The 25,966-nt window shown below is 73.7% G+C and carries 24 protein-coding genes; 11 read left to right on the top strand and 13 right to left on the bottom strand.

The window, feature by feature from the left end; genetic code table 11:
- Position 1 precedes the first annotated feature (1 nt).
- The 3 genes from NLX94_RS29340 to NLX94_RS29330 form a co-directional block, all read right to left on the bottom strand.
- Complete coding sequence (locus NLX94_RS29340) at positions 2-4,312, bottom strand: NEW3 domain-containing protein (RefSeq protein WP_254386131.1); 4,311 nt, start codon at positions 4,310-4,312, stop codon at positions 2-4.
- 114 nt (positions 4,313-4,426) lie between these two features.
- On the bottom strand, positions 4,427-5,866 hold the full coding sequence (locus tag NLX94_RS29335; protein ID WP_254386130.1) for a HAMP domain-containing sensor histidine kinase: 1,440 nt from the start codon (positions 5,864-5,866) through the stop codon (positions 4,427-4,429).
- A 12-nt stretch (positions 5,867-5,878) separates the two neighbouring features.
- The gene (locus NLX94_RS29330; protein WP_254386129.1) at positions 5,879-6,640 is read right to left on the bottom strand and encodes a response regulator transcription factor; all 762 of its coding nucleotides are present in this window, start codon (positions 6,638-6,640) and stop codon (positions 5,879-5,881) included.
- Between the two features lie 284 nt (positions 6,641-6,924).
- Between NLX94_RS29330 and NLX94_RS29325 the strand changes: the two genes are divergently transcribed.
- The 8 genes from NLX94_RS29325 to NLX94_RS29295 all read left to right on the top strand — a co-directional run bounded on the left by NLX94_RS29325 (position 6,925) and on the right by NLX94_RS29295 (position 13,302).
- A complete protein-coding gene (locus tag NLX94_RS29325; RefSeq protein WP_254386128.1) occupies positions 6,925-7,710 on the top strand; it encodes an amino acid ABC transporter ATP-binding protein in 786 nt (261 codons plus the stop codon).
- A 106-nt stretch (positions 7,711-7,816) separates the two neighbouring features.
- Complete coding sequence (locus NLX94_RS29320; protein ID WP_254386127.1) at positions 7,817-8,671, top strand: glutamate ABC transporter substrate-binding protein; 855 nt, start codon at positions 7,817-7,819, stop codon at positions 8,669-8,671.
- A gap of 116 nt (positions 8,672-8,787) precedes the next feature.
- Complete coding sequence (locus tag NLX94_RS29315; protein WP_254386126.1) at positions 8,788-9,462, top strand: amino acid ABC transporter permease; 675 nt, start codon at positions 8,788-8,790, stop codon at positions 9,460-9,462.
- Positions 9,459-10,346: an amino acid ABC transporter permease gene (locus NLX94_RS29310; RefSeq protein ID WP_254386125.1), complete on the top strand. Its 888-nt coding sequence runs from the start codon at positions 9,459-9,461 to the stop codon at positions 10,344-10,346. The genes NLX94_RS29315 and NLX94_RS29310 overlap by 4 nt, the downstream gene beginning before the upstream one ends.
- Positions 10,347-10,558: 212 nt before the next feature.
- On the top strand, positions 10,559-12,187 hold the full coding sequence (locus NLX94_RS29305; RefSeq protein ID WP_254386124.1) for an FAD-dependent monooxygenase: 1,629 nt from the start codon (positions 10,559-10,561) through the stop codon (positions 12,185-12,187).
- A 32-nt stretch (positions 12,188-12,219) separates the two neighbouring features.
- Positions 12,220-12,306, top strand: a complete 87-nt coding sequence (locus NLX94_RS39650) for a putative leader peptide (RefSeq protein WP_311318651.1) — start codon at positions 12,220-12,222, stop codon at positions 12,304-12,306.
- A 76-nt stretch (positions 12,307-12,382) separates the two neighbouring features.
- Complete coding sequence (locus tag NLX94_RS29300; RefSeq protein ID WP_254386123.1) at positions 12,383-12,928, top strand: cysteine dioxygenase; 546 nt, start codon at positions 12,383-12,385, stop codon at positions 12,926-12,928.
- Positions 12,919-13,302: a rhodanese-like domain-containing protein gene (locus NLX94_RS29295; protein WP_254386250.1), complete on the top strand. Its 384-nt coding sequence runs from the start codon at positions 12,919-12,921 to the stop codon at positions 13,300-13,302. The genes NLX94_RS29300 and NLX94_RS29295 overlap by 10 nt, the downstream gene beginning before the upstream one ends.
- Positions 13,303-13,340: 38 nt before the next feature.
- Here NLX94_RS29295 and NLX94_RS29290 read toward each other — a convergent pair whose 3' ends face one another.
- The 6 genes from NLX94_RS29290 to NLX94_RS29265 form a co-directional block, all read right to left on the bottom strand.
- Positions 13,341-14,363, bottom strand: a complete 1,023-nt coding sequence (locus tag NLX94_RS29290) for a hypothetical protein (RefSeq protein WP_254386122.1) — start codon at positions 14,361-14,363, stop codon at positions 13,341-13,343.
- A gap of 104 nt (positions 14,364-14,467) precedes the next feature.
- Complete coding sequence (locus NLX94_RS29285; RefSeq protein WP_254386121.1) at positions 14,468-17,023, bottom strand: FtsX-like permease family protein; 2,556 nt, start codon at positions 17,021-17,023, stop codon at positions 14,468-14,470.
- Between the two features lie 118 nt (positions 17,024-17,141).
- Complete coding sequence (recX, locus tag NLX94_RS29280) at positions 17,142-17,828, bottom strand: recombination regulator RecX (RefSeq protein ID WP_254386120.1); 687 nt, start codon at positions 17,826-17,828, stop codon at positions 17,142-17,144.
- 3 nt (positions 17,829-17,831) lie between these two features.
- The gene (gene recA / locus NLX94_RS29275; protein ID WP_254386119.1) at positions 17,832-18,947 is read right to left on the bottom strand and encodes a recombinase RecA; all 1,116 of its coding nucleotides are present in this window, start codon (positions 18,945-18,947) and stop codon (positions 17,832-17,834) included.
- Between the two features lie 189 nt (positions 18,948-19,136).
- Positions 19,137-19,580, bottom strand: a complete 444-nt coding sequence (locus NLX94_RS29270; RefSeq protein ID WP_254386118.1) for a hypothetical protein — start codon at positions 19,578-19,580, stop codon at positions 19,137-19,139.
- A gap of 97 nt (positions 19,581-19,677) precedes the next feature.
- Positions 19,678-20,424, bottom strand: coding sequence for a sulfite exporter TauE/SafE family protein (locus NLX94_RS29265; RefSeq protein ID WP_254386117.1), 747 nt, complete (start codon positions 20,422-20,424; stop codon positions 19,678-19,680).
- Between the two features lie 133 nt (positions 20,425-20,557).
- Here NLX94_RS29265 and NLX94_RS29260 point away from each other — a divergent pair, with 133 nt between their 5' ends.
- A complete protein-coding gene (locus NLX94_RS29260) occupies positions 20,558-21,130 on the top strand; it encodes a 2'-5' RNA ligase family protein (protein WP_254386116.1) in 573 nt (190 codons plus the stop codon).
- 47 nt (positions 21,131-21,177) lie between these two features.
- Complete coding sequence (locus tag NLX94_RS29255; RefSeq protein WP_254386115.1) at positions 21,178-21,936, top strand: Clp protease N-terminal domain-containing protein; 759 nt, start codon at positions 21,178-21,180, stop codon at positions 21,934-21,936.
- Here the strand turns inward: NLX94_RS29255 and NLX94_RS29250 are convergent.
- Positions 21,890-23,053, bottom strand: coding sequence for an AI-2E family transporter (locus NLX94_RS29250; protein WP_254386114.1), 1,164 nt, complete (start codon positions 23,051-23,053; stop codon positions 21,890-21,892). The genes NLX94_RS29255 and NLX94_RS29250 overlap by 47 nt on opposite strands.
- 588 nt (positions 23,054-23,641) lie before the next feature.
- Positions 23,642-23,836, bottom strand: a complete 195-nt coding sequence (locus NLX94_RS29245; RefSeq protein ID WP_254386113.1) for a DUF3046 domain-containing protein — start codon at positions 23,834-23,836, stop codon at positions 23,642-23,644.
- Positions 23,837-23,917: 81 nt separating this feature from the next.
- Between NLX94_RS29245 and NLX94_RS29240 the strand changes: the two genes are divergently transcribed.
- Positions 23,918-24,937, top strand: coding sequence for a hypothetical protein (locus NLX94_RS29240; protein WP_254386112.1), 1,020 nt, complete (start codon positions 23,918-23,920; stop codon positions 24,935-24,937).
- Here the strand turns inward: NLX94_RS29240 and NLX94_RS29235 are convergent.
- Positions 24,906-25,214 (bottom strand): AzlD domain-containing protein, encoded by a 309-nt coding sequence (locus NLX94_RS29235; protein WP_254386111.1) that lies wholly within the window; start codon positions 25,212-25,214, stop codon positions 24,906-24,908. The genes NLX94_RS29240 and NLX94_RS29235 overlap by 32 nt on opposite strands.
- Complete coding sequence (locus tag NLX94_RS29230; protein WP_254386110.1) at positions 25,211-25,930, bottom strand: AzlC family ABC transporter permease; 720 nt, start codon at positions 25,928-25,930, stop codon at positions 25,211-25,213. Before NLX94_RS29230 ends, NLX94_RS29235 begins: the two co-directional genes overlap by 4 nt.
- Between the last annotated feature and the right edge of the window lie 36 nt (positions 25,931-25,966).

Genomic DNA, 25,966 nt, shown 5'->3' with positions numbered 1-25,966 from the left:
CTCATCCCTCGCTGACGTGGACGGCAATGGCCGGACCGTACGCGATCCTGCCCTCGCAGACCGCCTTGACCACGATCCAGTACTCCCCGGCGGGGGTGGTGAGCGGCGGTCGCACCTCGAACACGGCCTGCGTCTCTCCGTCCGCCGGGACCTCCACGGGCCGCACGGCGGGGGCCGTCATGTCCCAGGTGCCGAACGGGGAGACGGCGTACGCCTGCCCCGTCAGGGCGGTGCGGATGCCGGTGGAGCCGATCCGGGCCCGTACGGCGGCCCGCCCGCCGGGGGCGACGGTCACGACGGGCTCCGGCGCGGCCACCCACAGCCCGGCGGGCACCCCGGCCGGGCCGCCGGGGACGGTGACGGTGAGGACGTCCTCGAAGGTGCCCGCGGGGGTGGTGGCGAGGATCCGGACCAGGTGCTCGCCGGGCCGCGCCCCGGCGGCGGGTTCCACGGTGAGCGGGCGGGAGACGTGGCCGCCGGCCGGGAGTTCGGTCCGCCACCCGGTCCAGGAGGTGGTCCAGCCCTCCGGGGCCCGGACCTCCAGACCGACCGGGCCGCCGTCCGCCTGCCCGTGGGCGGCGAGGGTGACCGTGGCCCCGGAGGGGATTCCGTCGCAGGTCACCGTGTACGGGGCGGCGCCGAGCGGGGCCGTCCCGGTGTTGTGCAGCCAGTACCGGCTGAACACCGGCTGGTGCGGCTCCCGTTCGCCCTCCCGCAGCGGCATGCCGGACTCCGTGAGCATCAGGAGCGTGGTGGTCGCGGCGCCCTGGACCTGCCCCTCGAAGAACCCGGTGGGGCGGTCCAGCAGGTCTGCCCCGGCCGCCGGATCGGTGGGCCACAGGGTCTGCGCCATCGCCGGGCGGCCGTGCGTCTCGCGCAGCCGGACGGCGAGGTCGCCCCGGCCCCGGTCGCCGGAGCCGCCGGCCCGCTTCACCGTCTCGATCAGCACCCGGTCGGCCGGCTCCACGCCGAGCAGCGAGCGCGCGGACGGTCGGGGTCCCGTACCGGGGGCGGCCGTGACGGCGGTGAGCGGCTTGTTGAACTCCCGTCCGCGGCGCGCCAGATCGACCGCCCGCCAGTCCCCGGCGCCCGCGACCAGCGCGTGCTCGAAGACGTGGGTCCAGTGCTGGAGCTGGAAGGAGCTGCCGTCGGGGGCGGTGCGCCGCGGAGGGTCCATCCACTCACCGCTCGGGCGGCCGGTGCAGGACCGCATCAGGGTGCTGTGCAGCCGCCCGGCGGTGTCGACGGCGAAGCTGGGCGTGCCGCGCACCAGGACCCCGACCGTGCGGCCGGCGTACGGCTCCTCGTGCGGGTACGCCGCCCCGTGCGCGCCCGCTGCGTCCGCCTCCGGGGCCGGGGCCGGGGCCGGGGCGTCGATGCGGCCCGACGCGGCGACCGCCCGGGCGAGCTGCTCCGGGGGCCCGGCGTGGACCAGGACCGGCAGGTCCCGGAGCCCGGTCAGGTCGCAGCCGGGGCTCCAGAGCGAGCGGAGCCCCGCGCGGGCCGCAATCCAGACCTGCCCGTGTTCCCGTAGGGCTTCGCGCAGTGCCTTCTCGTGGGCGGGACCGGCCGATTCCAGCAGGGCCGCCGTGAAGGGGTTCTCCCCGGGGCCGCCGAGTGCGATGCGGAAGTCGGGCAGGCTGCTGTCCACCGCCAGGTCTCCCCAGCGCGGCCCGGCCGCCCGGGTCGGGGTCGCGGTGACCCCGTGCCGGCCGAGGGCGGTGACCAGCTCGCGCAGGCCTTCCGGAGCCCCGGCGTCCGGGAGGACGATCTCCGCCGCGCCCAGGGCACGGCCGCCCGGTCCGGTCATCGGCGCCGAGAGCGCGAACCAGTTCAGGCAGGGGCTGTCCAGGGTCCACGGGGCCCTGGTGCGGTCGGCCCCGGTGTCCGCCTCGGGGAAGGCGAACCCGCGCCCCACCGCCGACGCCGCGGTCTCGGCGACGGGCAGGGCCCCGGGCACGTCCGCCGGGATCCGCAGCCGCAGCAGCTGGTCGGAGCCCTCGAACGCGTGCACCGTCGTGGTGAGTTCCGCCCGGTCCAGGCCGTCCCACAGGGTGGTGGTCCGGGTCCAGCGCACGGGCCCGGTCCGCCCGGTGGCCACGAGGCGCGCACCGAGCGGCCCGCGCTCCGCACGGCAGGACTCGGCGGGCCCGGCGCCGGAACCGGTGCCCGGGCCCTTGGGCAGCAGGTGCCAGGGGCCCTCCTCGAAGTAGGGGTGCTTGTCGTACTCCTCCTGCACGACGAGCTCGTCCACCTCGCCGCGGGTGAGGAGCTCCTGTCCGGTGCGCCGGTCCAGCAGCCGGGCGAGGCCCCCGCCGCGCGCGGGATCGGCCTCGGCGCGCAGGAACTCGTTCTCCGCGGTGTGGCCGGGCGCCGGCTCCCAGCCGCCGGAGACCGGCAGTTCCGAGGCGGCGAGCCACCAGGTGCGGTGGCCGAGCGAGGGCACGTCCTCGGCGAGGAAGGCCAGTTCGGCGGTGCCGCCGGCCACGGCCTCGACGTGGACGGGCGCCGCGCGGCCCGCCTCGTCCAGGACGGTGATGCGGGCGGCGTCGCGGTCCTCGGCGAGGCCGAGCGCCGGCAGTTCGACGCGGGTGCGGACCAGGTCGGTACGGGTCCACGAGACCGGGTTGTGCACGGTGACGGCGAGCGGTCCGGGGCCCCGGGTGTCGGCCTCGGAGGTGAGCGCGGCGAGCGCCTCCTCCCGTACTCCGGCGGCCAGTTCCCGGGCTTCGCGCCAGGTGGGGAGCAGGTCGAGGTACACCTGGTCGGAGAAGGTCCCGGTGACGGCGTCGTGGTGGGCGGCGTGCAGCAGGTGGCGCCAGGCCTTGTCCAGGGTCTGCGCGGGGTAGTCGGTGAGCCCTTCGGCGCAGGCGAGCGCGGCGAAGGTCTCGGCCTGTTCGAGGAGGTTCTCGGCGGCCCGGTGCGCCTGCTTCACATCGGCGTAGGTGACGTCCTTGCCGGTGTAGACGGGGCCCATCTCCCGGGTGACCGGGAGCGGTTGCTCCCCGCGCGCCGCGAGTTCGGCGCGGACGGCGTCGAAGTGGGCGCGCGGGCCGCTGTGTTCCATGCGGGGCCAGCAGTAGCGGCGGTTCCAGGCGTGCTGCACGTCCAGACCCCAGCGGTGCGGCCAGGAGAAGTCGGTGCCCATCGGGATCAGGACGTTCTTCGTGGCGGCGGCGGTCCGCAGCAGTTCGTAGAGCTCCAGCAGCTGTTCGGCGGCGGCCCCGGCGTCCGGGGCCTGGTGGGAGAACCAGCCGGCGGAGTAGTGCGCGGGCAGGTAGTGCAGGAGCAGGCCCTCCCCGCTCGGGGCGATCCACTCGTACTCGGCGGGCAGCTGCATGGCGGCGGGGGCGCGCAGCGGGTCGCCCCAGGTGTCCATCATCGGGCCCCACTGGTGGTGGGGGCCGCGGGCGAGGACGGCGGAGTCGAGTCCGGCGCCGGCCATCAGGGCGGGGAAGGAGGGGTCGTGGCCGAAGACGTCGAGCTGCCAGGCGGTGCGCGGATCGGCGCCGAGGGTGCCGCGGTGCAGGTCGAGGCCGTGCACGGCGGAGCGGATGGTGGTCTCGGCGGAGGTGAGGTTGGTGGAGGGCTCGTTGTAGGTGCCGCCGACGATCTCCACGCGGCCCTCGGCGATCAGCGCGCGCAGCTCGGCGCGTTCGGCGGGGTGGGTGTCCCAGTAGGGCTTGAGGTAGTCGACCTCGGAGAGCACGAAGCGGTACGCCGGGTCCTCGCGCGCCTGCTGGAGGTGGAGGGGGATCAGCGTGAAGGCCGGGACGCCGGTGTACTCCCAGCCGCGCTCGCCCTCGCCGGGCTTCAGGGGTGCGTCCCAGAGGGCGGTGTAGGCGGCCTGGGTGTTCCACCACATGGGGTCGTAGTGGAAATGCGGGACGAGCCGGACGGTCCAGCCGGGCTCGGCGACGACCAGGCCGAAGGGCAGCTCGGCGAGCGGCCGCCCGTCGGGGGTGGTGACGCGGACGACGGCGGGGAGGACCGTGCCGGGGGCGGCGTCCGGGGTGCGGACGGCGACCTCGACGGTGGACTCGGGGACGGGACGGGAGCCGGAGCCGGGACCGGGACCCCCGTCGCTGGCCAGATCGGCGCGGGCGTCGGTGCCCGCGTAGGCCTCGGCGGTGTCGGCGCGCACGATGCGGGGGTGCGGGGTGGTGATGCCGTCGCCCTGCACGGCCACGTGCAGCGGGCCGGCCGGGCGCGTCCTGCGGATGCGCACGCGGACGATCTGCGCGGGGTCGTCGGGCGGTCCGCCGAAGAGGGCCGGGGTGGTGACCGACGTGACGGTGATTCCGCTGTCCATTTCCGCGCACTTCCTTGCATGAAGGAACTAAACCGCATTAGCTGTCTCAGCTTCGAGCGGCTCGATCTCTTCCGTCAACTGCACAGGAGCGCATGAGTACCTGTGTCCCCGGATTCAGGACTTCCAGCCCGCCGGGACGGGACTTTCGGAGCGCGGGTCGGTGCGCGGCACGGCCACCGTCACGCGCAGCCCGTGCGGCGGGTTCTTCCCGTAGGAGAGGGAGCCGCCGCCCGCGCCGAGCAGGATGCTGGCGATGGAGAGGCCGAGCCCGGAGCCCTTGACGTTCTGGTGCCGTCCGCTGCGCCAGAACCGGTCGCCGATCCGGAGCAGCTCCTCCTCGGTGAGCCCGGGGCCGCGGTCGGCGACCACGATCAGCACCCGGTCGCCCTCCACGGAGAGCGACACCTCGACGGCCTCACCCTGCGGAGTGAACTTGAGGGCGTTGTCGATGACGGCGTCGAGCGCGCTGGACAGCGCGATCGGGTCCGCCCAGCCGGTGGCGGCGCTGCGCCCCGTCCCGGTGAGCCGGACGCCCTTCTCCTCGGCGAACGGGCGCCAGGCGGTCACCCGCTCGGCGGCCAGACCCGCGATGTCCGTCAGGCTGATCTCCGCGGTGGCGTGCTCGGCCAGCGCCAGGTCGAGCAGGTCGTCCAGGACCTGGGTCAGGCGCTTCCCCTCGGTCCGTACGGAGGCGATCTCCTCGTTTCCCTCGGGCAGTTCGAGGGCGAGCAGCTCGATCCGCAGGAGCAGCGCGGCGAGGGGGTTGCGCAGCTGGTGGGAGGCGTCGGCGACGAAGGCCCGCTGCTGTTCCAGCACCTCTTCGACGTTGTCGGCCATCTCGTTGAACGAGCGGGCCAGCCGCCTGAGTTCCGGGGGCCCGCCGCCCGCCGCGACCCGGGAGTTCATCCGCCCGGTGGCGATGCCGTGCGCGGCGGCGTCCAGGGTCTGCACGGGCTTGAGCACCCAGCTGGTCAGCCGCAGGGCGGCGCCGAAGGCCACGAGCATGGCCGCGCCGAGCCCGGCGGCGATGAGCAGCCAGCCCCGCAGGATCCGGGCGCGCATCTGGTCGGTGGGCGACTCGGTGGCGACCACGGCGACCACGTCCCCGTCGAGGACGACCGGGGAGGCGACGATGAGCCTGCCGTGGCTCTGCCAGGGCCACACCTGGCCGGGGTCGTGGCTGCGCCGTCCCGCGAGCGCCTGCTTGAAGGCCTCGCGCCCCTCCCCCTTCTGCGGCAGCTCCCACCAACTGGGGGACCGGGCGATGGCGTTGTCGTCCCGGCGGAAGATGCCGACGCGGATCCCGTACAGCTCCTGGTAGCGGGCCAGTTCGTGCTGGAGGGTCTCGCGGCGCTCGTCGGCTCCGCTGGACATCGAGCTCTCGGCGTCGATGACGAACTGGGCGAGCGCCGCGAAGCGGGCCCCGTCGTCGATCCTGTCGACGACCACCCGCTGCTGCTGCCCCGCGGCCAGGGCCACCGCGAGCGGGAAGCCGAGGGCGAGCAGGACGCCCGCCATCAGGACGACGAGCAGCGGGAGCAGACGGGCGCGCACGACGGGTGGCCGCTAGACGGCGGGCGGGGCGGAGGCGGCGGGCGGGCCGGGGGCCGCCGCCGCGGGCGGTACGACGAGCCGGTACCCCACGCCGCGGACGGTCTCGATGAGCGCCGGCATGCGCAGCTTGGACCGCAGCGAGGCCACGTGCACCTCCAGGGTCCGGCCGGTCCCTTCCCAACTGGTGCGCCAGACCTCGCTGATGATCTGCTCGCGACGGAAGACCACGCCGGGCCGCTGCGCGAGCAGGGCCAGCAGGTCGAACTCCTTGCGGGTGAGCGCCACGTCGACACCGTCCACGCTGACCCGGCGGGTGGACAGCTCGATGCCGACGGCCCCGAGGCTGACCACGCCGGGCGTGCCCGCGGGTCCGGCGGCGGCGCTCTCCTCGGAGACGCCGGTGCGCCGGGCCACGGCGTGGATGCGGGCGAGGAGTTCGCCGGTGTCGTAGGGCTTGGTGACGTAGTCGTCGGCGCCCATGTTGAGCCCGTGGATGCGGGAGCGCACGTCGGCCCGCGCGGTGACCATGATGACGGGCGTGCTGGTGCGCTTGCGGATCTTGCCGCACACCTCGTACCCGTCCTGGTCGGGCAGGCCGAGGTCGAGCAGGATCACCCCGTACGGAGAGGCCACGGGCGGGGAGCCCGCCGACAGCAGGGCCTGCAGGGCCTCCTCGCCGCTGCGGGCATGGGTGACCTTGAAGCCGTGCCGGGCGAGGATCGCGGACAGGGCGGCGGCGACGTGGTCGTCGTCCTCGACGAGCAGCAGTCTCATGTCGTCCCCCTCTCCATCTCTTGATCTCTCGGCGTTCGCCCGGTGGTCATCATGGGCCACCAAGCATCCACGCCGATCCGGAGTCCCACGTCAAGACGGTTCCGGTCCGTCGCCGGTTCCGTTATGCACCCGGTACGGCCACTGCGGGTGCCGGGCACCCGCGGGTACGGAGCGTATCGGTGCGAGGCCGGATCGTTATGCTCAATTCTCCCTCAGATGTACTGACGCTGTGCGCGCCACGTCACTACTGTCCTCCCAACCGAGGAGGACGGAGCCACAAGCCGATGAGCGGAGTATCAGTGACCAAGGACGTGCGGGACGCGGCCGGTGCCGCGGACGACCTGGTCGTGCTGAGCAACGTCAACAAGCACTTCGGCGCGCTGCACGTGCTTCAGGACATCGATCTGAGCATTGCCCGCGGTGAGGTCGTCGTGGTGATCGGCCCTTCGGGGTCGGGCAAGTCCACGCTGTGCCGGACCATCAACCGCCTGGAGACGATCGATTCGGGCAGCATCACGGTCGACGGCAAGCAACTGCCGTCGGAGGGCGCGGCGCTGGCGAGGCTGCGTGCCGATGTGGGCATGGTCTTCCAGTCGTTCAACCTCTTCGCCCACAAGACGGTGCTGCAGAACGTGATGCTGGGCCAGCTGAAGGTCCGCAGGACGGACCAGGCGGCGGCCCTGGAGAAGGCGAAGTCCCTCCTCGACCGGGTGGGCGTCGGCTCGCAGGCCGACAAGTACCCGGCGCAGCTCTCGGGCGGCCAGCAGCAGCGCGTGGCGATCGCCCGCGCCCTGGCGATGGACCCGAAGGTGATGCTCTTCGACGAGCCCACCTCGGCCCTCGACCCGGAGATGATCAACGAGGTGCTGGAGGTCATGCAGCAGCTCGCCCGGGAGGGGATGACCATGGTCGTCGTCACGCACGAGATGGGCTTCGCCCGCTCCGCCGCCAACCGGGTCGTCTTCATGGCCGACGGAAAGATCGTCGAAGAGGCCACGCCCGAGCAGTTCTTCAGCAACCCGCGGAGCGACCGCGCCAAGGACTTCCTCTCGAAGATCCTGCACCACTGAGCTTCGCATCTGGTAGTGATCCGGTGACGGATCGTCGTCCAGCACGTCGCACGTCCCGCTTCACGCCTGTCTCACGTATCACGTCTCACTTCGAGGGAAGTTCACCATGAAGCTCTCCAAGGTCGGCGCGGCCGCCGCCGTCGCCGTTGCTCTCGCCCTGACCGCGACCGCCTGTGGCGGCGACAGCACCAAGCCCGGCGGCAGCGCCGGCGCATCGGGCGGGGCCAAGGACGACAAGATCGTCATCGGCATCAAGTTCGACCAGCCCGGTGTGGGCCTCAAGACCCCCGAGGGCAAGTTCACGGGCTTCGACGTGGACGTGGCCACGTACGTGGCCAAGGAGCTCGGCTACGCGCCGGACAAGATCGAGTTCAAGCAGGCCGTCAGCGCCGAGCGCGAGAACCTCATCTCCAACGGTGACGTGAAGCTGGTCGTCGCGAGCTACACGATCAACGACAAGCGCAAGGAGCGGGTCGACTTCGCGGGCCCGTACTTCCTCGCGCACCAGGACCTGCTGGTCCGCGCCGACGACACCTCGATCACCAAGGCCGAGGACCTCAACAAGAAGAAGCTCTGCTCGGTCACCGGCTCCACGTCGGCGCAGAACGTCAAGACCAAGCTGGCCCCCGAGGCCGACCTGCAGCAGGTCGGCGGCTACTCCGAGTGCCTGACCGGCCTGGAGAGCAAGGCCCTCGACGCCCTGACCACGGACAACGTGATCCTGGCCGGCTACGCCGCGCAGGACAAGAACAAGGGCAAGTTCAAGCTGGTCGGGCTGAGCCTGAGCAACGAGAACTACGGCATCGGTCTGAAGAAGGGCGACAAGGAGCTCCAGACCAAGGTCAACGCCGCCATCAAGAAGATGCAGGCGGACGGCGCCTGGGCCGCGGCCGTCGAGAAGAACTTCGGTTCGGCCGGCTACAAGGCGGAGCCGGCCCCCGCGGTCACCGAAGGCAGCTGACCCGGCGGCCGGTCCGCCGGCCGATCCATCGGTGAGGAACGGCGCCGCCCGCCTGTTGCGGGCGGCGCCGTGTCCCACCGGCCAACCTGGCCATCCTGGGGAGAGCGCAGGCCATCGTGTTCGATTTTCTTGATTCCGGGCATTACGACGTGCTCGGAGCCTTCTGGGTGACGGTTCAGCTCACCCTCTACTCGGCCGTCGGGTCCCTGATCTGGGGCACCGTACTGGCCGGGATGCGGGTCAGCCCGGTCCCGCTGATGCGGGGCTTCGCCACCGCGTACGTCAACCTCGTGCGCAACACCCCGCTGACCGTGCTGATCATCGGCTGTTCGCAGGGCCTCGCCCTGACCCTCGGCGTCACCCTGGGCGGCGGCACGTTCAAGGAGATCGGTTTCCGTCTCGCGGTCCTCGGGTTCATCGCCTACACCGGCACCTTCGTCTGCGAGGCCATCCGCTCGGGCATCAACACGGTCCCGGTCGGCCAGGCCGAGGCCTCCCGCGCCCTGGGCATGAGCTTCCTCCAGACGCTCACCCTGATCGTGCTCCCGCAGGCCTTCCGCGCGGTCGTCGCACCGCTCGCCAACGTGCTGATCGCCCTCACCAAGAACACCACGGTGGCCGCGGCGATCGGCGTGGCCGAAGCCGCGCTGCTGATGAAGGAGATGGTCGAGAACGAGCCGCAGGACCTGTTCGCCGTCTTCGGCGTCTTCGCCCTCGGATTCGTCCTCCTGACCCTGCCCACCGGCCTGCTCCTGGGCTGGGTTGCCAAGCGAGTGGCGGTGAAGCGATGACCTCGGTGCTGTACGACGCCCCGGGCCCCAAGGCCAAGGTGCGCAACTGGATCTACAGCGGCATCTTCCTCGTGGTGGCCGCCGCCGTCACGTGGTGGGTGCTGTCCTCCCTGGCGGACAAGGGCCAGCTCGACGCCGACAAGTGGAAGCCCTTCACCGAGGGCCAGGTGTGGACGACGTTCCTGCTCCCGGGACTCGGCGAGACCCTGCGGGCCGGCGCCATCGCCATGGTGATCGCGCTGCCGCTCGGCGCCCTGCTCGGCATCGGCCGCCTCTCCGACCACTCGTGGGTACGCAGCACCGTCGGGGCCTGGGTCGAGTTCTTCCGGGCCATCCCGGTGCTGATGCTGATGCTCTTCGGCTCCGCCTTCTACGTGCAGTACACCGGCGTGGACTCCGCGGTGCGACCGCTGTACGCGGTGATCACCGGGCTGGTCCTCTACAACTCCGCGGTCATCGCCGAGATCGTCCGGGCCGGCGTCGAGTCGCTCCCGAGGGGCCAGACCGACGCCGCGAAGGCGATCGGCATGCGCAAGGGCCAGGTCATGACCTACGTCCTGATCCCGCAGGCGGTGACCGCGATGCTGCCCGCGCTGGTCAGCCAGCTCGTGGTGATCCTCAAGGACACCGCGATCGGCGGCGCCGTGCTGGGCTACGCCGAACTGCTCTCCACGTACCGGCAGATCTCGGCGAACTACAGCAACATCATCCCGACCCTGATCGTGATCGCGGTGATCTTCATCGCGGTGAACTTCGCCCTCACCTCCTTCGCCTCCTGGCTGGAGGGCCGGCTGCGCAAGTCGAAGCGGAGCACCGGCGCGATGGTCCCCGCCGGCCAGTTCGACGCGGGCGACAACGCGGGCGGCGGCGCCGGCGCCATCTGACCGGACCCCCGGCACGGCATCGGACATCTGCCCGAACCCGCGTCCGGCACCCGGCCTGACAGCCGGTCAGTACACTGGCGGGACACGTGTGGTGCGGCGGAACTCATCCGCCGCACCACACAGCCTTGTCCGGCCCGGCGTCACTTGACGCAGGCACCTCCAGTGGGTTGCATACGTTCTGTGATCACATACCGGACACCGGGAGCCACATCATGGACCCGGTGATCGTCGTCGGCGCGGGGCCCGTCGGGCTGTCCCTGTCCCTCGCCCTGGCCGGCCAGGGCGTGCCCTGCGTCGTGCTCGACGAGGGATCCGGCAAGGACGAGACCCGCCCCGCCCGCACCGTCGCCCTGCACGCGGACACCGCCGCCATGGTGCACCGGCTGGGCTGTACGACCCTGCGCGACGAGGGCGCCTACTTCACCGCCTGGCGGACCATGCGGCGCGGCCGCGAGTCCCAGCGGATCACCTTCGAGGACGGCCCGGCCCCGATCCACCTGCCCCAGCACGCCCTGACCCGCGGCCTGCGCGACGCCGCCGCGGCGCACCCGCTGGTCCAGCTGGTCACCGAGAGCAAACTGGACGCCCTGGAGCAGGACGGCCGCGGGGTCACCGCCCACACCCGGGGCGCCGAGACCACGTGGTGGCGCGGGAGCCACCTGGTCGGCTGCGACGGGGCCCGCTCCACCGTGCGCAAGCTGCTGGGCATCCGCTTCCCCGGCCGGACCGCCGTCGAACGGCACGCGGTGGCCGCGCTGCGCACCGAACTGCCCTGGCCGGGCGAAGCGTTGCTGCACCGCGGTCAGGTGAAGGGGGTCGACGAGGTCACCGCCCGGCCGCTGGCCGACGGGGCGTACCGGCTCGACTGGCTGCTCCCGGCGCGCGGGGACCTCGTCACCCCCGATGCGCTGGTGACCCTCATCCGCGACACCCTCGCCCTGTGGTGCGGCGGCACGACGCCCCCGTACGAGCTCCTCGACACCGGGGTCCACACCCTGCACCACCGGCTCGCCCGGCGCTGGCGCGACGGCCGGTGCTTCCTCGCCGGGGACGCGGCGCACCTGCTCGGCGCGCTCGGCACCCAGGGGGTCGAGGAGGGGCTCCGGGACGCCGAGAACCTCGCCTGGAAGCTCTCCCTCGACTGGCACCAGGGGGCTTCCGAAGCCCTCCTCGACAGTTACGAGGCCGAGCGCCGTCGGGCGGTGGCCGCCCGGCTGCGCGCCGCCGACCAGGCCATGCCCGCGCTGCGCGCCGGGGGCGGACTGCGCACCTACCTCCCGGGGGCCTCGCGCGCCGCCGAACTGCTCCTGACCGACGGCCACTTGGGGCGCGGGCCGCTGGGCGCGGCGCCCGTGTACGCCCCGCCCGTCGCGGTCCACGACGTGCCCACCGCCACCGAGCCGGGCGGGCCCGTCGAGAACGTCCCGGTGACCGCGCCCGACGGCTCCACGGTGCCGCTGCGCGACCAGCTGGGGCGGGGCCGGCTGCTCGTGGTCCTCGTCGCCCCGGGCACCGGGGTCTGGGACCGGCGGCACTGGCTGGGCGCCGGCCTGATGCCCCGCCTCGCGGCGGCGGTCTCCGCGCTGCCGGTGCGGGCTGAGCTCCTCGTGGCGGACGGCTACCCGGGGGCGGCGGCGCACACCGTGCTCCTCGTACGACCGGACGGCCATCTCGCGGCCACCTTCGCCGGGGTCCACCCGGCCGAGCTGTACGAGGCCGCGGACGCGGTCCGGCACGGGTCGCCGACCCCGGCGCCGGCCTCCTCATCGGCCTCCGCGCCGCCCCCCTCGCCGGCGGCCACCGGCCTGCCCGCCGTGTCCACCGCACCCGTGATCGATTGACCCTCCGGCCGAGTCGTGCTTCACTCGCGGACATGACCGGCAACGACGTACGCCTGTGGCGGAGGGTCCATATGGACCTGCTCCGCTACGCGGGCTGCGTGTGTCGCCCTTCCTGCTGATTCGCCCTTCCCTCTTGCGCGCCCCCCATGCGGGTGTGCCGCGCGCTCTCGCGAACCCTCAGGACGGTCATCCCCCATGTCTGCACTCACGCACGCCCCTGCCCCGGCGACGGCTCCGGCTGTCACCCGGGCCGTCTCGGAGGCGGATCTCCTCGCCTTCACCCTGCGCATCGCCTCCGACCCCGAGCTGATCGCCTCCCTCCCCCTCGACCCCGAGGGCCGGACGTGGATCCGGCTCGACGGCCCGGGCGGCAGCGAGGCCTGGCTGATCGGCTGGCCGCCCGGCACCGGCACCGGCTGGCACGACCACGCCGAGTCCCGGGGCGCCTTCACCACCGCGCGCGGCCGCCTCACGGAGAACTCCCTGGCGGTCCGCCTCCCTTCGGAGGGCTGGCAGTCCCTCTCCCTGGCCCCCGACGTGGACCGCACGCGCGCACTGGGCGCGGGCACCGGGCGGGCCTTCGGCGAGCACCACGTGCACGAGGTGCTCAACGAGTCGGAGACCGAGCACGCGATCTCCGTCCACGCGTACTACCCGCCGCTGCCCCTGATCCGCCGCTACAGCCGCACCGGCCCGGTGCTCACGCTGGAGCACGTCGAGCGTCCGGCGGACTGGCAGTGAGCGGCATCGACGCCCTGGTCGACCGGCTGCGGACCACGTACACCCGCGTGGACCCGGCCCAGGCGCACGCGGAGTCCCTGACCGGGGCCCTGCTGGTCGACATCCGCTACCAGGCCCTGCGCGAGCGGGACGGGCTGATCCCGGGCGCGCTGGTGGTCGAGCGCAACGAACTGGAATGGCGCCTCGACCCCGAGGGCTCCCACCGCCTCCCGGAGGCGGTGGACCACGACATCCGCGTGATCGTGATCTGCAACGAGGGCTACGCCTCCACCCTCGCCGCGGCCTCCCTCCACGCCCTGTCCCTCCCCCGCGCGACGGACCTCGCGGGCGGCTTCCAGGCCTGGAAGGCCGCGGGGCTGCCCACGACTCCCTGACGCGGCCCCCGGAGCGGTGCGTACGTGCGTGCCTGCGGCTACTTCCCGGCCCAGGACGCCGTGCGCACCGCTCCCTCCGCGAAGTCCCGGCGGGGCAGACGCAGGCCCAGGGACTCCTCCAGGGCGTGGAAGTACAGCTCGTAGGTGCTGGTCAGTTCGGGGTGGTCCAACTCGGCGCGGCGCAGGGCCCGGTTGAGGAAGTCCAGCTCGCCACCCCTCGTGTAGGGAATGCGACCGCGCTCGTACGCGAGCAGCTCCAGCACGTCCCGGCCGTCGTCGACGCGGTGGCCGTCGCGCAGGTAGTCGAAGGTGTAGATGGACTGCACGGAGTTGGCGGACAGCGACACGCTCTCCTTGATCCCGAGCGCCGCGTACGCCTCCTGGTCGGCGAAGGACCCCGGCAGGGTGTCGTGGTACAGCAGGAACGTCCACTCGCCCGTCCGCCCGAAGCAGCAGGTCTCCCCGCCGCGGTCCCAGAGGGTCCGGCCGCTGTCCACGGCCCACAGGTCCTTCAGCCTCGTACCGGCCGCGACCTGCGCCGGATCGGCCCCGTACAGGAGGGCCAGCCGCTCGGGGTCCACGGTCCGTCCCGGCTCCGCGCGGTAGAAGGCGAGCGTCGTGTACGGGACCTGCTTCGTCCAGGGCACGGCCAGCCAGCCGAGCCCCTCCAGCGGGTCGCGCCCGCACGCCGCAACCGTCCCTGTGACGTCCAGGCCGCCGCCGCGGAACCGCCTGCCCCACGCCGGATCGATCCCGTCCAGCGCGTCGGCCGCCTCCTGCGGGCTGCCGCCGGGCCCGTAGATCGCGGCCTCGGCGATCAGGTACAGCACCTGGTCGAGGTCGCCGGTGGCGAAGGCCTCCCAGTAGGGGTCGTGATGGCCGCGCACCGTGCCGTCCTCGTCCAGCAGCAGGTGCAAGGCGTCGCCCTCCGTCCACGCGGGCGAGTCCTCCAGCTCGTCGGCCGAGTGCGCCACGGGCGGGAGCCCGACCGTCTGGAGCCGGGCGTGCCCTGCCGCCTTCTGCCACCATGCCTCCGCGAGGATCCGCTCGGTGATCTTCATGGCGCCAATGTAGAAGGGGCCACTGACAGCACCCCGGCCCGGCCGGCGGATACCCGCCGACCGGGCCGAAGCCTGGGCTGTTCAGCCCTTCGCCTAGCCCTCGCCTAGGCCTTGGCCGCCGCGAGGTCCACCGGGCGGGGCCGCATCGCGACCCGGCCGGCGAAGCCCGTGGCGCACAGCGCCACCAGCCCGGCCCCTCCCACGACCATCCCGTACACCAGCGGGAGCACCACCGCGGCCGCCGAGCCCGTCATGCCCACGCTGAACGCGGTGAGGACCGCCAGCGAGATCCCCGACCCCAGCACCACCCCCATCAGGAGCACCGCCAGCGCCTCCGCGCGCAGCATCCCCCGCACCTGCCTGCGCGTCGCCCCCGCGAGCCTCAGCATCGCGAACTCCCGCAGCCGCTCCCCCGTGGACATCGCCAGGGTGTTGGCCACCGCGATCGCGGTGAAGGCCAGCACGAGCCCCATCGCCAGCAGGTTGATCTCCGCCCCGGCCGCCTGCCGGTCCGCCCGCGCACCGTCCGCCTCGGCCGCCGACAGCACGGCCACGCCCGGGTACTCCCGTACCGCCGAGGCGAGTGCCTCCCGGGCCGCGGGCCCCGCCACCAGCACGGTCGAAGCCAGCGGATCGTCCACGTGTGCGGCCACCAGACCGTGCGGCAGCGTCACGTCACCGAAGCCGAGCCCGCGTGCGTACACCGCGGAGACCGTCAGGGTGACCGGGGTTCCGTCGCCCAGCGTCAGCGAGAGCGGGCTGCCCGGCTTCAGGGCCAGCTGGTCGGCGGCCAGTTCGCTCACCGCGACGCTCTTCTCGCCGAAGCCCGTCAGGCTCCCGGCCGTGACCCCCGGGTCCCAGGTGCGGTCCAGCCCGGCCGGGGTCACGCCCTGAGCCGCGTACTTCGTCAGCCCCACCCGGATCGAGGTGTGCACGATCTCGGTGGCCGCGAGGACCCCGGGCGTCCGGCGGATCCGCTCGGCGGCGGCGCCGGGAACCCCCGGCCCCCGGCCCTGGAGCACCCACTCGGCCCGTACGCCCTCGCGGGCCTGCGCCCGGGCGGCGTCACCGAGCGTCGGGGTGACGAAGAGCACCGTGCAGGCCATCCCGATCAGCAGGGTGAGCGGGGTGACGGCGGAGGCCATCCGGGTCGCGTTGCCGCGCAGGTTCGCGGTGGCCAGCCGGCCGCCCGGGCCGGCCAGCCGCAGCGGTCCGGCGAGCAGCGCAGCGGCTGCCTTGACGATCAGCGGGCCCAGCAGGGAGACGGCTCCGGCGAGCACCACGACGGCGAGGAAGGTGACCGGGGTCGAAGCCGGCTCGGTGCGCAGCGTACTGAGGACGGCGACCAGGACCGCCCCGGCCGCCAGCAGCAGCACCCCGGCGACGAGCCGCGCCCACCGGGGCCGGCTCCGCTCGACGGCGGCCTCGGCCAGGGCTTCGGCGGGACGGACCCGGGCCACCCGCCGGGCGGTGATCCGGGCCGCGGCCCATGCTCCGAGCAGGCTCGCACCCACGGCGGCGATCATCGGGAAGATCCCGGCGGTGCGCTCCAGGGTCACGGGCACGACCCCCGCCTCGACGAACCGGCCGTGCAGCCAGGCGGCCAGCGGGAGCCCGGCGAGGGCTCCGGCGATTCCGGCGGCCAGCCCGACGAGCAGCGCCTCGCGGCCGATCATGCGCCGGAGCTGGCCGGGGGTGGCGGCGATGGCACGGAGCAGGGCCAGCTCGCGGTGGCGCTGCTGGATCGACAGGGAGAAGGTGCCGACGACCACGAGGACCGCCACGAGGAGCGAGGTGCCGCCCATCGCACCGCCCATGGAGACCAGCTTGATCCGGGCTCCGGCCGCGTCGAGGAACTCCACGGGGCCCCGCTCGTCGCCGGTGGCCACCTGGGCGGTGGTGCCCTGGAGCGCCTGCCGGATCCGCCCGGCCAGCTCGCCGGGGTCGGTCCCGGGCGCGGGCAGCACCCCGATGGCGCTGACCCGGCCTTCGCGGGCGGCGAGCCGCTGCGCTTCGGCGTCGCCGAAGAACAGGGCGCTCTGGTGCGCGGGGCTCCCGCCGGCCGTGGCCGCGATCCCGCTGACCGTGTAGGTCTTGGGCGCGCCGGTGGACTGCACGGTGAGCTCGGAGCCGGGCTTCAGGGCCGCGCGGGCGGCGAGTCCGCGGTCGACGACGACCTCGTCACCGCCCTGGGGGGCGCGGCCTTCGGCGAGGGTGAAGGGGGTGAGCACGGCCGAGCTCCAGGCGTGCCCGTACGAGGGCTTCGCGCCGTCTGCGCCCGGTCCGCCGGGGCCGCCCTGGGTGAGCGGTACGGCCTGGAAGGTGAGCTCGGGAACGGCCCGCCCGACTCCGGGCACCGCGCGGACGGTGTCCACGGTGGCGGCCGGCAGCCAGGCCCGTTCGGCGACGGGCTTGGCCTTGTGCTTCGTTTTCGTCTTGCCCTTCTTCTCCTTGACCGTCGTCGCGTGGACGTTCTGGTCGGCGGAGACGACCACCGGGGCGCCCGCGTAGCGCTCGGTGGCGATCGTGCCGCGCAGGCCCGTCTCCAGGAGGGTTCCGCAGGCGGTCACGAGGGCCGCCGCGCACAACAGGGCGAGGAAGGCGCCGAGGAAACCGGCTTTGCGGTCCCGGACGGTCTGGAGTGCGTAGCGCAGCATCATGGGGAAAACTCTGCCGCCGGGGCCGCCCCGGGACATTGGAGCACCCCGGCGTCCTCCACCGGGGGCTAGCCCCACCCCGCACCGGCCCGCTCCCCGTAGGGCCGTGGGGCCCGTGGGGTCACCCCATCAGATCGTCGGCGTCTGCGTCTTCGCCCTCCGCCTCCAGCGCGCGGCGGACCACCCGCAGGGCCATGCCCTCCGGGTACCCCTTGCGGGCGAGCATCCCGGCGAGGCGCCGGATCCGCTTGTCCCGCTCCAGGCCCCGGGTCGCGCGGAGCTTGCGCTCCACGAGCTCCCGGGCGGTCTCCTCCTCCTGGTCGGAGTCCAGCTGTTCCAGGGCCTCCTGTACGAGGGTGGGTGCCACCCCCTTGGTACGGAGCTCCTGTGCGAGCGCCCGGCGGGCCAGCCCCCGGCCCCGGTGCCGGGACTCGACCCAGGCCCCGGCGAAGGCGGCGTCGTCGATCAGGCCCACCTCCTCGAACCGGGAGAGGACCTGCTCCGACACCTCCTCGGGGATGTCCCGCTTGGCCAGGGCGTCCGCGAGCTGGCGCCGGGTGCGCGGCATCCCGGTGAGCAGGCGCAGACAGATCGCCCGCGCCTGCTCCTCGGGACTCTGGGGCGGCAGCTCCTGGCGGTCCTCCCGGCCCGCACGGCCTTCGCGGCCGGGCAGGCCGTCACGGCCCTCCGCACGGCGGCCTCCCCGGCCGCCGCTCGCGCGGCGGCCCCGGCGACTGCCCTCGCGGCGGTCCTCGGCGCCGTCAGCGCCCTCCGGGCCGTCCGCGCCGCCCCTTTCCTGCTCCCACACGGGTCAGCTCTTGGCGACGGCGGCCTTGACCGCGGTCTTGGCCTTCGAGGCGGGAGCGGGCACGGCCGCAGCCTCGGCGGCGTCGGCACCGGCCTCTGCCGTGGCGGCCGCGGCGTCGTCCTTGCGGACGCCGACGCCCAGCTTCTCCTTGATCTTCCGCTCGATCTCGTCGGACAGGGCGGGGTTGTCGCAGAGGAACTTCCGCGCGTTCTCCTTGCCCTGGCCGAGCTGGTCGCCCTCGTACGTGTACCAGGCGCCGGCCTTGCGGACGAAGCCGTGCTCCACGCCCATGTCGATCAGGCCGCCCTCGCGGCTGATGCCGTGGCCGTAGAGGATGTCGAACTCGGCCTGCTTGAAGGGCGGCGCGACCTTGTTCTTGACGACCTTGACGCGGGTGCGGTTGCCGACCGCGTCCGTGCCGTCCTTGAGGGTCTCGATGCGGCGGATGTCGAGGCGCACGGAGGCGTAGAACTTCAGCGCGCGGCCACCGGTGGTGGTCTCGGGCGAGCCGAACATCACACCGATCTTCTCGCGGAGCTGGTTGATGAAGATCGCGGTGGTCTTGGACTGGTTGAGCGCACCGGTGATCTTGCGGAGGGCCTGGCTCATCAGACGGGCCTGGAGACCCACGTGCGAGTCGCCCATCTCGCCCTCGATCTCCGCGCGGGGCACGAGGGCCGCGACGGAGTCGATGACGATGAGGTCCAGCGCGCCGGAGCGGACCAGCATGTCCACGATCTCGAGCGCCTGCTCACCGGTGTCCGGCTGGGACAGGATGAGGTTGTCGGTGTCGACACCGAGGGCCTTGGCGTACTCGGGGTCGAGCGCGTGCTCGGCGTCCACGAAGGCCACGGTGCCGCCGGCCTTCTGCGCGTTGGCCACGGCGTGCAGGGTCAGGGTCGTCTTACCGGAGGACTCCGGGCCGTACACCTCGATCACACGGCCGCGCGGCAGCCCGCCGACGCCGAGCGCGATGTCCAGCGCGGTCGATCCGGTGGGGATGACCTCGATGGGGTCGTTCGGCTTGTCGCCGAGACGCATCACGGCACCCTTGCCGAACTGCCGTTCAATCTGAGCGAGCGCGGCTTCGAGAGCCTTCTCGCGGTCGTTGCCTGCCATGGGTTCCACCCGATTTGCTTGAGTCGATCGCTTCACGCCATTGACGCTAACGCCTGCCACTGACAACGCGGCCCCACGTCCAGTTTGGCTGTGGATAACCCATAAGAATGCGTGTTCGATTTCCCTGTCAAGCGCGCCACGCCGGACCCGCAGCACCACCGCCGCCGGGCACGCGGCGGCACGGTCCGCTCAGTGCCTGATCTCCTTGGCCTCGTACCCTTCGAGCCCTGCCGTGACGAGGGCGGGGACCAGGGCGTGCAGGTACCAGGCGAGGTCGGTGAACTCCGGCGCCGCCGGGATGCGCCGCCGGTCGATGGCGGGCGAGAACGACACTTCGGTCCGGCCGGGCAGGAACATGAGCATCCCGCCGGTCCCCGCCTCCGGGTGGTAGACGTCGACGGCCACGGTGTACGGCAGGTTCCCGGGCGCGTCCAGCCGCGCCAGCACCTCGTCGATGCCGTCGGGGGAGCTGCTGTACCACTCGTACATGTCGTCCGCGTCGTTGATCATGTAGGCGACGCTCCCGACGGGGACCTCCACGGACCAGCCCGCCCCGGTGACGGCATCCAGCACCGCGCGCACGGTGGTCGGGCGCGTGAAGGTGAAGTCGATGTCGGCGTCTCTGGATCCCACAGAACCTCCGGGCGGCGCGGTGCGGCCCCGCATGCCCGCCCGTGGAGCGGCGCGAGGCCGTCGGTCCATTCTCCACGGCGATGCCCGGCCGGGCGGGTCAGCGCAGTGCGCCGACCGCGTAGACGGCCCCGAGCGCGGCGGCCAGGGCGCCGAGCAGGAGGCGGAGCAGGGTTTCCGGCAGGTGCGGCTGGAGGCGGGCTCCGAGGTAGCCGCCGATGAGGCCCCCGGCGCCGCAGCTGAGGCCGAGGAACCAGTCGGGGGCGATGCTGCCGCTGTGGGCCGTGGACAGCAGGGCGTAGGTGCCGGCTCCGACCAGGGAGGTGGCGAAGGTGGAGGCGAGCGCGGCCGGGGCCACCCTGGCCACGGGGACGCCGCGACCGACCAGCACGGGACCGAGGATCGAGCCGCCGCCGATGCCGTAGATGCCGCCCACGACCCCGACGGCGAGCGCCAGGCCGGTCACCGTGCGGGGGGCGGGTTCCGGCCGCCGGTCCTCCGGAGTTCCGGGGCGCAGGGTGCGGGCGATGAGCCAGAGCCCGAGCGGCAGCATCAGGGCGGCGACCAGGAGCCGGAAGACGTGGGGGCCGGGGAGGGCGAAGACGCGGATGACGGCTCCGGCGACCACGCCGGGCAGCGTGCCGAGGACCAGCCGGCGTACGAGCGGTCCCCGCAGGGCGCCGTCACGGCGGTAGCGCAGGAGGGCGCCGGGTCCCGCGACGACGTTGTAGAGCAGGTTCGTGGGCGTGACGGCGGGGTTGGGCACGGCGAAGACGCTGAGCTGCACCGGGAGGAGGAACACCGCGCCGGAGACGCCGACCGGAGCGGTCACCACCGCGATCAGCATCCCGGCCGCCAGGCCGGCCGCCCCCAGTTCCCACCCTATCCGGTGCCCCCGCCGCAGCTCGCCCGATCAAGCCCCCACAGCGTAGATCCACCGCCCGCCCGGCCCGCAGGACGGGCTGGCATGATCCGTTGACATGACGGACACCCCGGAGGCCGCCCCCCGCCCGTTCCCCGCCGGCCGCACCGCGCTCATCGTGCGGATACCCGAGGCGGAGCCCGCCGTCCGGGGCTGGCGGGAGCGGATCGACCCCGCCGCCCGGGCCGGGGCCGGGGTGCCGGCGCACGTGAGCGTGCTCTACCCGTTCCTCCCGGAGGGCCTGATCGACGCCTCGGTCCACGCCGGGATCGCCGCGGCCCTGCATCCGCACCCCGCCTTCGACCTGCGTTTCGAGCGGACCGGCCGGTTCCCGGGGATGCTCTGGCTCGCCCCGGAGCCGGACGCCCCGCTGCGCCGGCTGACCCGCGCGATCACCGAACGCTGGCCGGATGTGCGGCCCTACGGCGGCCGCTATCCGGACCCGGTCCCGCACCTCACCGTGGCCCAGCGCGCCCCGGAGGCGGACCTGGACGCCGCCCAGGCGGACCTGAACGGCCGGCTCCCCCTCACCACCCGCGTCCGCGCCGTCGACCTGGTGGCCTACGACGGGACGGCCTGGCACGAGCGCGCGAGCTTCCCCCTGCGGGACCGGCCACGGGACCGAAACTGACAACCCGGGGTTGACGCTCCCCCGACTGTCAACCTAGGGTTGCCTCCATGACGAACCCTTCGGTGGAACCCGTTCGCATGACCAATCCCGTACGCCTCGACGACCTCATCGAGGCCATCAAGAAGGTCCACACCGACACCCTGGAGCAGCTCAGCGGCGCGGTCGTCGCCGCCGAGGCCCTCGGGGACGTCGCGGACCACCTCATCGGCCACTTCGTCGACCAGGCCCGCCGCTCCGGCGCCTCCTGGACCGACATCGGCCGCAGCATGGGCGTCACCCGACAGGCCGCCCAGAAGCGCTTCGTCCCCAAGGCCGACAAGGCCGGGGAGGGCGCCGACGTCGACGCCGCGCAGGGCTTCGGCCGGTTCACGCCCCGCGCCCGCAACGTCGTCGTCACCGCCCAGAACGAGGCCCGCGCGGCCGGCAACACCGAGATCGCCACCGCCCACCTGGTGCTCGGACTGCTCGCCGATCCCGAGTCCCTCGCCTCGCACGTCCTGCGCGCGCAGGGGCCCGCCCCGGAGGACGTGCGCGCCGCCGCGACCGCGGTCCTGCCCGCGCCCGCCGCCGAGGTCCCCGAGCTCGTGCCCTTCGACGCCGCCGCGAAGAAGGCGCTCGAGCTCACCTTCCGCGAATCCCTGCGCCTGGGCCACGGCTACGTGGGGACCGAGCACATCCTGCTCGCGCTCCTCGAACTCGAGGACGGCGAAGGCGTGCTCTCCTCCCTCGGCATCGGCAAGGCCGCCACCGAGGCGGCCGTCACCGAAGCCCTGGAATCCGTACTCGGCGGCGCCGGGGAGCAGTAGCGCTCCCGCCGGGAGCGTCGTCCTCCCCGGTCACCGCGTACCGCCTCACGTACGCGCCGAGGAAGGCCTGCATCGTGGCGACGGCCGGGATCGCGATGAGCGCCCCGACCGCGCCCAGCAGGGCGGTGCCCGCGATGACCGATCCGAAGGCCACCGCCGGGTGGATGTCCACCGTCTTCGAGGTGAGCTTCGGCTGGAGCACGTAGTTCTCGAACTGCTGGTACACCACCACGAATCCGAGGACGTACAGCGCGTACCAGGGGTTGACCGTGAAGGCGATCAGCATCGGCAGCGCGCCCGCCAGGTAGGTGCCGATGGTGGGGATGAACTGCGACACCAGCCCCACCCACACCGCGAGCGCGGGCGCGTAGGGCACGCCGAGCACCGCGAAGAGGATGTAGTGCGCGATCCCGGAGATCAGCGCCATCAGCCCGCGGGAGTAGAGGTATCCGCCCGTCTTGGTGACGGCGATCTCCCAAGCCCTCAGCACCTCCGCCTGCTTGGCGGGCGGCAGTACGGAGCACAGGGCGCGGCGCAGTCGCGGCCCGTCGGCGGCGAAGTAGAAGGAGAACAGACCGATCGTCAGCAGCTTGAACAGTCCGCCGAGCACGGTGGCGGACACGTCGAGCACTCCGGTCGCGCTGTTCTGCACGTACTTCTGCAGCCAGTCCGAGCGCAGCAGGCTGTCCTGGATCTCCAGCCGGGACAGGTCCGTGTGGAAGGTGTCGTTGATGGAGTCGATCAGCGAGTCGAGATAGCTGGGGAAGCCCTCCACCAGGTCGACGATCTGCCCGGCGAGGACCGAGCCGAGCAGGACGACGAAGCCGAGGGACGCGACGAACACCCCGAGGAACACCAGGAAGGTGGCGAGCCCGCGGCGCATGCCGCGGGCCGCCATCCTGGCCACGGCCGGTTCGATCGCGAGCGCCAGGAAGAAGGCGATCAGGATGTTGACGAGCAGCCCGATGAGCTGGTGGAAGGCCCAGCTGCCGAGCTGAAAACAGGCCACCAGGGCCAGCACGAGCACCACCGCCCGCGGCAACCACCGCGGCATCCGCGCATCCGCCGCCCGGTCGGGTCCCCCCAACGCAGACCGCCCTACGCCAGCCCCGGACACCGCCGGATCTCCCGCGCCCGGCCCCTCAGCTCCCGCAGCTCCCGCCGCCGGGGCTCCCGCTGCCGGGTCTCCCGCTCCCGCAGCTCCCGCTGCCGGGGCTCCCGCGCCCGTGTCTCCTGCTCCCCGGGCTCCAGCTCCCGGGTCCCCTGCCGCCGAAGCCCCAGCTCCCGCGTCCCCCTCCACGGGATCTCCCGCCCCGGGATCCCGCGCTACGGGCCCTGCGGCCGAGGGATCGCCCGGTGCCGCCGGGCCGGGAGGCGGCGGCGCGCCCCGGGGGGCCGGGTTCTGGTCGGTCGTCTCATCGCTGGCTGCCACGCCGCCCAGTCTGGCCCACCGGCCCCGCGTACCGCGAAGCGGTCGCCCGAGGCCCCACCCCGGGCATCGAACCGACCCCCGTCCCGGCCGGCCGTCGCACAGGCCCCGCGCACCGCGAAGCGGTCACCCGGAACCCCGCCCCGGACGCCGAACCGGCCCCGTCCCGACCGGCACTCCGGCCCCGCGCACCGCGAAGCGGTCACCCGGAACCCCGCCCCGGGCGTTCGGCCCGCGCTCCGGCGCCGCGTGCCCCGCCGCGGCCCCGCGGCCCCGCTAGCGCAGCGACGCCGGCACGTCGACCGCCGAACACACCGCGCGCCACACGTCCTTGGTCTCCCAGCCCGCGTCCAGCGCCTCGTGCACCGTACGTCCCCCGAGCTCCGTCATGACGTGGTCCCGCGCGAAGGAGTCCGCATAGCCCGCGCCGAAGTGCTCGGCCATCCGCTCCCAGAAAATCGTCAACCGCATGCCTCCAGTATCCCGCCCCGGAGAGTGCACCCTCCCCGTTCCGGCCACCCCGGCCCAGCGCGGGCCCCTACGGTTCCTGGCATGCCTGGAGACGAAGCCCGCGCCCCGGCGGCGACGAGCGCGACGACCTCGAAGACCCCGACGGCGACAACGACAACGGCGGCGACGACCACCGCGCTGGCCCGCGCCGAGCAGTTCATCTGGCTCACGGCCCGCGTGCTGGAGCAGCGGCGGTTCGCGTTCCACTTCCTCGGCGGGGACGCCGACCCGGTCGACACCGCCCTCGGCGCCTACCTCGGCGGCGACGGCGGCTACGGCCACGCCCTCGACCCGGATCTGCGCGGCCCGCTGAGCCACCCGCTGCACACCGCCCACGCCCTGCGCGTCCTGGACGGCCTCGGCCGCTGCGCCGGGCAGCGCGTCGAGCGGCTCTGCGCCCACCTGACCCGGGTCTCCACCCCGGACGGTGCGCTCCCGGCGACCGCCCCGGCCTCCGGCGGCTATCCGGCGGCCCCGTACCACCCGCTGCACGACGATCCGCCGGGCGACCTGCTGGCCACCGGCCCCGTCGTCGGGATCCTGCACCGCAACCGGGTGTGGCACGCGTGGCTGTTCCGGGCCACGGACTTCTGCTGGGACCGGGTGGAGAACCTGCGCCACTGGCACCCGTACGAGGTCCAGAGCGCGGTGGCCTTCCTCGACGGGGTCCCCGACCGGGCCCGGGCCGCCGCGGCCGCCGACCGGCTGGGGCGCCTCGTCCGCGAGCGGGGGCTCGTCGTACTGGACCCCGCGCCGCAGGACGCGTACCCGCCGGTCCCCGGCCTCGCGCCGGGCGAGCACCTGTACCCGTACGACCTCGCCCGCCGCCCGGAGTCCCTCGCCCGCGGCTGGTTCACGGACGCGGAGCTCTACGGCTCGCTCCGCTTCCTGGCCGGACTGCAGCAGCCGGACGGCGGCTGGCCGGTGCACCGGGGGGCGTGGGCGCCGGGCAGCTCGCTGGAGCGGCGCCCGATCGCCACGCTGGAGGCGCTGCTGACCCTGCGCGCGTACGGGCGGCTGCCCGCCGCGGCTAACCTCCCAGGGCCCGCAGCCCCGCGGTGACGGCGACGGCCGCCGCGACCACCACGAGGAACGGGGCCCGCAGCAGCAGCGCGACCCCCGCGGCCGCGAGCCCGGCGGCGCGGGCGTCGAGCACGAGCTCCTGCCCGGTGGCGAAGGTCTGCTGCGCGGTGAGCGCGGCGAGCAGCGCGACCGGCAGGAGGGCCGCGAGCTTGCGCACCGCGGGCCGTTCCAGGACTCCGGCGGGGACGAGCAGTCCGGCGAGCTTGACGGCGTAGCAGCCGACGACGGTGAGCCCGATGGCGATCCAGACGTTCACGGGCGGCGTCCCTTCATCCACAGCACGATCGGCGCGGCCAGCGCCGCGATCAGTACGGGCACCCCGGCGGGCAGTACGGGCAGCAGGCCCAGCCCGAGCACGAGGGCGAGCGCGGCGACGGCCCGCTCGGTGCCGCTCTTCAGCATCGGCGCGAGCAGCGCCAGGAACACCGCCGGCCCGGCGGCGTCCAGCCCCCACGCCCTGGTGTCCCCGAGGGCCTCGGCGCCGAGCGCGCCGAGCAGGGTGGTGAGGTTCCACAGGACGTAGAGGGACAGCCCGGTGACGGTGAAGCCGAGCCGGGCCGACTTCCGGTCGGGCTGGGCCAGGGCCACGGCGGTGGTCTCGTCGATCACCCAGTGCGCGGCGAACGGCCGTACGCTCCTGGGCAGCGCGAGCAGCTGGGACAGCCGCAGCCCGTAGAAGGCGTTGCGGGTCCCGAGGAAGAAGGCCCCGGCGGCGGCCGTGAAGGGGTTCCCGCCCGCGGCCAGTGCCCCGACCAGCGCGAACTGCGAAGCTCCGGTGAACACCAGCAGGCTCAGCACGCACGCCTGCAGGGTGCTCACCCCGGCCCCGGCGGCGGTCACCCCGAAGGCGAAGCCGGACAGCCCGACCGCCACTCCGACGCCGAGCGCGTCCCGCATCACGGCGGCCCGCGGCTTGTCCGCCGCGGCCGCCCCGGCGGGGACCTCCCGCCCGGATCCTTCTCGTACGACCATCCTCTGTTCTCCCACGCCCCGAACTTACGGTGGCCG

Source organism: Streptomyces sp. TBY4 (genome assembly GCF_024213195.1).
Taxonomy (GTDB): Bacteria; Actinomycetota; Actinomycetes; order Streptomycetales; family Streptomycetaceae; genus Streptomyces.
This window is presented reverse-complemented; position numbering and strand designations above follow the sequence as displayed.